Below are 6129 nucleotides of genomic sequence, written 5' to 3' on the forward strand. Positions count from 1 at the left end.
CGTCCCTGCCCGCCCATGACTCCTGGCATCCGGAGAGAGTTATATGACGACATCCTCCCCATTCGACGGGCCGAGGCCCACGAAGCCGCCGTCGCCCACGGCCGACGAGGAACCGCTGCCGCCGACCGGTGACGGCGGCGACCGCGCGGCTTCGGCCGAGAGCGAGGCGTCGCGGGCCGGTACGGCCCGAAGCGACGACGAGACGCCGCTGGTCCGCCTGTCCGCCGAGCTTTCCGCGGCGGACGGCAAGTCCTTCGCGGCCGGCTTCGCCCGGCGCCATTACTTTGCCGGTGCGCGCCTCCTCAAGCCCGGCCGCCGGGTGGCGATCGCGGTGGCCGGTGTGACGGGCCTCGCGGTCATGGGCGTCGGCGTGGCCGCCGGGATCTCGCGGCTCGGCGGCGACGACATCGCGCAGGCCGCGACCACGGTCCAGGCCACCGCGCCCGCGTCCGCCCCGTCGACACAAGGCCCGTCCTCGGGCCCGGGGCGGGCCTCACACCGGCCTTCCGAGGCCCCGAAGACGCACTCCTCGCACAAGGGGGGTGAATCGTCGGCGCAGGACGTCGTCTCCGGGCTGCCCGGTACGGTCGCGGCGGCGCCGGGCTCCGGGACCGCGAACAACAGCGGTGGTGGCAAGACCACCGCACAGGGGACCGGCACCGGGAGTGGTACCGGGAGCGGTGCGACGGGCACCACTCAGCAGTCGACCCCACAGACGTCGAAGACGACCGACAAGTCCGACGTCTTCACCGGCACGCTCCTGTTCAACTTCGCATCCAGCCGTTGCCTGGCCACCCAGAGCGGTTCACGGGCGGCCGGCACCCAGACGGTGCTCGCCGACTGTGACAGCGGTGAACCGGCACAGGGCTGGACGTTCCCGTCCGACGGCACCGCCCGCAACTTCGGCGGCACCATGTGTCTGGACGTCTCCGGCTCGGGGAACGGCGCGCTGGTGCGTCTGGCGAAGTGCTCCTCGTCCCGCGCCGCGAACCAGAGGTTCGTCCTCAACAACTCCTACGACCTCGTACTCGCCGTCAACCCGGGCCAGTGCGTGGACGCCAAGGACAAGAACACCGCCGTCGGCACCGTCCTTCAACTGTGGAGCTGCGCCGGCACCGCCAATCAGAAGTGGCGTAAGGCCTGAGGGACTCCACCTGACACCTCCGCCCGCCGAAGCCGCTCTGCGCGGTCCGGCGGGCGGAGGTGTTGTAGTACCTGGGAAGTCCCCAGCCGGGTGAGGAGCCGGCGCGCTCCGGTCATCAGGTCACGGGCGGGAGACCGGGCCCGGCGGTGCCCAGCTGCTCGGTCGACACCACCTGCGGCACCGGCCAGGTGACACCCTGCGGCGGCCAGCTCTGCCCGGTCGCCTTCAGGAAGTCGGCCGGCGGCTCGTACAGCGGCGGCTGGTTGCCGTCCGGGATCATCGACGCCCACTCGATGCCCTCGGTGCGGTCCTGGAACTCCTGCTTCATCGTGTCCAGTTGGTCCGGCTGCTCGATCAGATGACACACGTATCTGAATACTCATGGCCAAGTGGGAATCACGGGACGAACCGAGGTGTTCTCGCATGTGAGCGGCGGGCCGTCGTGACGTGCCCCCGTTTCCCCGTCTTCCCTCACCGAGAGGCACACCCACTCCATGACCACCGTGACAGGAACACTCGTGGACATCGCCACCGCGGACGGCACCGCCGACGCCTATCTCGCCCACCCGGACGACGGCAGAGCGCACCCGGGTGTGCTCCTGTACCAGGACGCGTTCGGGGTGCGCCCGCATCTGAAGGCGATGGCCGACCGGCTGGCGGCCGCCGGATACACGGTGCTCGTCCCGAACGTCTTCTACCGGCACGGGCGCACCCCGGTCGTGGAGCTGCCCGAGTTCATCGACATGGAGGCCCGCCCGGACATCGTGGAGAAGGTCGTACCACTGATGGAGTCGCTCACCCCCGAGCTGACGGAGCGCGACGCCGATGCCTACCTGGGGTGGTTCGCGGACTCGCCGCTGGCCGTGGACGGGCCGGTGGGCATCACCGGGTACTGCATGGGAGCCAGGCTGGCCCTCTACACGGCCGGTACCCACCCGGACCGGGTCGCCGCCGCGGCCGGCTTCCACGGCGGCTGGCTCGCGAGCGAGGCGCCCAACAGTCCGCACCTGCTGGCCGACCGGATCACCGCCGAGCTCTACTTCGCGCACGCCGACCAGGACGACTCGATGCCCGAGGACCAGGTCCGCCGCCTGGAGCAGGCGCTCACCGACGCGGGCGTCAAGCACCGATGCGAGGTCTACGAGGGCGCCCACCACGGCTACACCCAGTCCGACACCGCCACCTACAACCCCGCGGCGGCCGAGCGGCACTGGACGGAGCTGCTCGCTCTGTTCGCCCGCGCTCTCTGAGACAGGCAGCGGCGTCCCCCGCGTGACCTGAGGCCTCCGTGGCCGAGCCGGCAGACTCCAGCAGTCGACACTCAGATGTGCGCGGCGGCGGGCAACAAGGGAACGGTTCGGTGTCCGTTGGCGTCGTCCCTCTCCGGGGCATGGTGGCTGTGCTCCGGAGAGGGGAGACCTGGTGCATACGGGCGGCTTCGCCAAGTGGACAAGGCGGTTCGAGGACGAGCGCGAGCGCAGGCGCGCCCAGGGTGACCCGGACTGGCGGCGGAGCGCGACGCTGCATCCGGCGGTGTGGGCCAGCATTCAGCGCTTCCAGGTCGGTGAGGACGGTGACGGTGCCAACCTCGTCGGCAAAGCGGATGAGGCCGGCGACGGCGATTACGCGCAGGCGGTCCGGCTCTTCGTGGCCGAGGAACAGAACCACGCCCGTCTGCTCGCTCGACTGCTGGCTGCCGGCGGCATACCGACGTTGGCCGGCCACTGGAGCGACACCGTCTTCGTACGGCTGCGGCGTCTCATGGGCCTGCGCATGGAACTTCTGGTGCTGATGATCGCGGAAGTGGTGGCACTGCGCTATTACCGGGCCCTGCGTGATGGCACCGACGACTCGCTCACTTCGGATGTGGCGGGCCGGATCCTGCGTGACGAGCAGCGCCATGTCCCGTTCCACTGCGAGCGGCTGCACGCCTCCCTGGCGGAGCTGCCCCGCGCAATGCGCCGCCCGGTGATGGCCCTGTGGCAACTTCTTCTGCTCGCGGTCTCCCTCGTCGTTGCCGTCGACCACGGTTCGGCGCTGCGCCGACTCGCCATCGGACGCCTGCGATTCGTTGCCGATGTCGTCGGCTCGTCCGGCGCTGTCGTCTCCGCGGTGCTGGTGCCCCGCCCGGATGCATGGACGAGCGCGCCGGGTCACGGTTGCCGACCGGTGGTGCACGGGGCCCGGCCTCGGTGAATCAACTCTGGACTTGACAGTCCATTCAAGCGGAAGCATGCTGGTTGGATCATGCGGTCCAGTTATCGCGGCCGTCGAGGTTCTGCACCCCGCGGCCGGCGCCGACGAGGAGTGACACCACCGGCGGCGACATCTCTCCCGGCGCGGAGACGCCCGAGGAGCGCGTCGAGATCTTCAAGGCCGGTGGCGGTCAGTGACGAGGGGCGACCACTGCTATATTTCCGGAGGCCGTGCGAAGGATCGAGGAGGTGGTACCCGTGAACGCAGTATCGACATGGGTGCTCCCCTCCGGGGTCACGGTCGGGCGATAGACAGGTCGTCCGGGAGCGCCGTTCCAGTGCACTCCCGAAAGGCACGACCATGCATTTCACTTCCGAGCAGCGCCTCGACGACGGCGTCCTCGAACGCGAATTCACCCTCGGTGAGATCCCCGGCATCCTGTGGACACCCGCATCCGCACCCGCATCCGCACCGGCGCCGCTGATCCTGCTCGGCCACCCTCCCCTCGGGCTGCGCACGATGTACCCCCGACTGGTGGCCCGGGCCCGGCACTCCGCGGCGGACGGCTTCGCCACGGCCACCATCGAGCTCCCCGGAAGCGGCGACCGGCCCCGTTGGCCCGCCGTCGAGCAGGCCCGCGCCGACCTGCGCCGGGCGCTGGAGGCCGGCGAGCCGGTCAGCGACGAGATCGTCGACGCCCTCATCCTCCCGCTGGTCGACAAGGCGGTCCCGGAATGGCAGGCCGCCCTGGACGCCCTCCTTTCGCTGCCCGAGATCGGCGGCCCGGTCGGGTACTCGGGGGGAGTGATCTCCATCGGCATCCGGCTGGCGGTGGTCGAGCCGCGCATCGTGGCCGCCGGTTTCTTCGCCGGGAGTTTCGTGCCGCGCGCCATGTTCGAGGAGGCCCGGCAGGTCACTATTCCACTGCACGTCCTGCTGCAGTGGGACGACGAAGGGAACGACCGGCAGGCGGCCCTGGACCTGTTCGACGCCTTCAGCTCCAAGGAGAAGTCCCTGCACGCCAACATGGGCGGGCACACCGGCGTCCCGCAGTTCGCGGGAGACGCCGCGGCCCAGTTCTTCACCCGACATCTGAAGTGAGGCCGGGCCGTCAGACCGGCAGCAGGCGGTAGCTGATATCGGCCGGCATGCCGCTCATCGAGGACAGGTCCCGGCTCATCGAGGACAGGTCCCGGCCCTCCACAGCTCTCCACACCGTGGCGCCTGCTGAACTCTCGGCAGGGGCCCGTGCTGCTGAAGTCATGAACTGTTCGATTTCTGCAGAGCTTCGAGTGCTGCCCAAACTCGTGCACAGGCGCTGTCGGTCGGTTCTCGTGGACAAAGCAACCCGTACCTCGGGTTCTCAGGCCGCGATCGGCCGCAGCGGCTCGATCGCCGTGGCCACCGCGGCCCGGAGGTAATCCGTGTCACCGGTGGTCTGGAGCAGCACCACACCGCCCTGCACGGCGGCCAGGATGCTCCGGCCCCGGTCGACGGCGGAGTCGCCCTCGTGCCCCAGCGCCGCCGCGCCCCGGACCAGTGCCGCCTCCCACGTCTCGAACAGTGCGGAGACCACCGCCCGCGCCTCGGACGATGACTTGCCCAGCTCGGACGTGAGACTGCCGAGCGGGCAGCGCTGCCCCAGCTCGGTGTAGTGGTCCAGCACCGCCCGGCTCCACTTCTGCCAGGCGTCCCAGGTCGTCAGGTCGTCCAGGAAGGGGCGCTGCGCCTCCAGGACCTGGTCCGCCTCGTGCTGGGCCACGGCCACGAGCAGGTCGGTGCGGCCGTTCGGGAAGTAGTGGAAGAGCTGGCTCTTGCTGGTCGACGTCACGGCTCGCACGTCGTCGAGTGTGGTGTCCGCCGCGCCCTTCTCCCTGATCAGGAGGGCCGTGGAGGCCACGATCCGCTGGCGTGTCGCCAGTCCCTTGGCCGTCATACCCCGGTTCATGAGTCCATCCTCCCACATGGTGGACTTTTTGGTCCATTCTTCATGGGCGCTTCGGTTCGAACCCGAAGAAGGGATCGGTGCCGTCGGCGGGCCCGGACTCTGGTGACACGTGTGGGGCGGCCGGCTCTTCAGTCGGCGAGACCTCTCTCGCTCTCACTCTCGTTGTCGGTGCCGGACTCCGGCGCGGGCGCCGGGTCGATCCGGATCGTCGCGGCTCGGGCCTCGGGACTGGCGACAAGGGCGTCGGCCACCGCTCCGTACTTGCCGTGGAAGGCGGCGTCGAGGCCGGCGGGCGGTTCGAGGTCGCGGGTCGCGAGGAGGACGTCGCGGGTCACGGTGCCCACCTGGATCCGGCCGTGTCCGTGTTCCCGCGCCGCCCGGTACCAGCGGGAGCGGACGCCCCGGTAGGCGCGGACGTACAGCTCGCCGTCGGCGACCGCCATGCCGATCTCCACACCGTCCCGACTGTCGTCCCCGGCGGTCAGGACGAGGGAGTAGGTCTCGGCGAGCAGGGTGAGGTCGTCGGGTGTCCAGGTGCTCATCGGTTCAGGTCCTCTGTCCGTTCGGTGCTCGGTTCCTGCGCGGTCCAGGAGGTGAGGATGCGCAGGGCGTCGTGGGAGGGGCTGCCGGTCTCGGCGGTCAGGACCATCAGACGCTGTCCGGAGTCGTCGGGGCCGGACCAGGTGTCGCAGTCCAGGGTGAGGTCGCCGACCAGGTGGTGGCGGTACTGCTTGGTGCCGTATCCGGCGCTGTTGACGCGGTGTTCGGCCCACCAGGTGCGGAAGTCCGTGTCCCGCACGGACAGATCACCGACGAGACGGGCGAGCTCCGGGTCGTCGGG

Annotated in this window: 8 protein-coding genes and 1 pseudogene; 4 read left to right on the forward strand and 5 right to left on the reverse strand. The window is 70.1% G+C overall.

Features of this window, described 5'->3' with window-relative positions:
• Positions 1–43: 43 nt before the first annotated feature.
• Positions 44–1144 (forward strand): RICIN domain-containing protein, encoded by a 1101-nt coding sequence (locus ACFY16_RS32395; protein WP_390650771.1) that lies wholly within the window; start codon positions 44–46, stop codon positions 1142–1144.
• A 115-nt stretch (positions 1145–1259) separates the two neighbouring features.
• On the opposite strand, the gene ACFY16_RS32400 is transcribed toward ACFY16_RS32395, so the two are convergent.
• Positions 1260–1511, reverse strand: a complete 252-nt coding sequence (locus tag ACFY16_RS32400) for a hypothetical protein (RefSeq protein ID WP_390650772.1) — start codon at positions 1509–1511, stop codon at positions 1260–1262.
• Positions 1512–1638: 127 nt separating this feature from the next.
• On the opposite strand from ACFY16_RS32400, the gene ACFY16_RS32405 reads away from it, so the two are divergent.
• The 3 genes from ACFY16_RS32405 (at position 1639) to ACFY16_RS32415 (ending at position 4441) form a co-directional block, all read left to right on the forward strand.
• On the forward strand, positions 1639–2394 hold the full coding sequence (locus ACFY16_RS32405) for a dienelactone hydrolase family protein (RefSeq protein ID WP_390650773.1): 756 nt from the start codon (positions 1639–1641) through the stop codon (positions 2392–2394).
• Positions 2395–2566: 172 nt separating this feature from the next.
• Positions 2567–3340 carry a ferritin-like domain-containing protein gene (locus tag ACFY16_RS32410; RefSeq protein ID WP_390650774.1) on the forward strand — a complete coding sequence of 258 codons (774 nt, stop codon included), beginning with the start codon at positions 2567–2569 and terminating at the stop codon, positions 3338–3340.
• Positions 3341–3700: 360 nt separating this feature from the next.
• On the forward strand, positions 3701–4441 hold the full coding sequence (locus ACFY16_RS32415; RefSeq protein ID WP_390650775.1) for an alpha/beta hydrolase: 741 nt from the start codon (positions 3701–3703) through the stop codon (positions 4439–4441).
• Positions 4442–4451: 10 nt separating this feature from the next.
• Here the strand turns inward: ACFY16_RS32415 and ACFY16_RS32420 are convergent, their stop codons facing one another.
• The 4 genes and pseudogenes from ACFY16_RS32420 to ACFY16_RS32435 form a co-directional block, all read right to left on the reverse strand.
• A complete protein-coding gene (locus ACFY16_RS32420; RefSeq protein ID WP_390650776.1) occupies positions 4452–4604 on the reverse strand; it encodes a hypothetical protein in 153 nt (50 codons plus the stop codon).
• A gap of 99 nt (positions 4605–4703) precedes the next feature.
• Positions 4704–5288: a TetR/AcrR family transcriptional regulator gene (locus ACFY16_RS32425; RefSeq protein ID WP_390650777.1), complete on the reverse strand. Its 585-nt coding sequence runs from the start codon at positions 5286–5288 to the stop codon at positions 4704–4706.
• Positions 5289–5416: 128 nt separating this feature from the next.
• Positions 5417–5830, reverse strand: coding sequence for a DUF2255 family protein (locus ACFY16_RS32430; protein ID WP_390650778.1), 414 nt, complete (start codon positions 5828–5830; stop codon positions 5417–5419).
• A pseudogene (locus ACFY16_RS32435) lies at positions 5827–6129 on the reverse strand (transcriptional regulator); the annotation flags it as partial. The gene ACFY16_RS32430 and the pseudogene ACFY16_RS32435, both read right to left, overlap by 4 nt.

It is taken from the genome of Streptomyces sp. NPDC001315 (assembly GCF_042896175.1).
Lineage (GTDB): Bacteria > Actinomycetota > Actinomycetes > Streptomycetales > Streptomycetaceae > Streptomyces.